The sequence below is a fragment of the Mesorhizobium sp. GbtcB19 genome, assembly GCF_019091085.1.
Classification (GTDB): Bacteria; Pseudomonadota; Alphaproteobacteria; order Rhizobiales; family Rhizobiaceae; genus Mesorhizobium.
In genome coordinates this window covers 1-240 of the sequence record NZ_JAGXJY010000458.1, presented here as the reverse complement: position 1 = coordinate 240, position 240 = coordinate 1, and the positions used below count along the sequence as shown (strand labels likewise).

Annotated in this window: 1 protein-coding gene; it reads left to right on the top strand. The window is 38.3% G+C overall.

Going from position 1 to position 240, the window contains the following annotated elements:
• Positions 1 to 208: hypothetical protein (locus tag KVT37_RS32740; protein WP_217579075.1), on the top strand; the 208-nt coding region annotated here is incomplete at its 5' end.
• Positions 209 to 240: the final 32 nt, after the last annotated feature.

Here is a 240-nt window from a genome sequence, read left to right as displayed (position 1 = left end):
GGGCATTCGGAAAAACAAAGCTTTCGAAAAGGAAGCAAGGCGAAAAGAAGAAGCATTTTTGCTTGCAGAATATAAGGAGATTGACCATCATGCCGAAGTTCTTGAAATGCATGTTCCAAGTGAAGTGGAAATATCCCCTACAACAAGTAAAATAGATATTCTTCGACGTAAACAGAAGGAGTTGAAAGAGCGTGCAAAACGAAATTAATCTGCTGTATAAAGGCTCTGAACAACCTATTA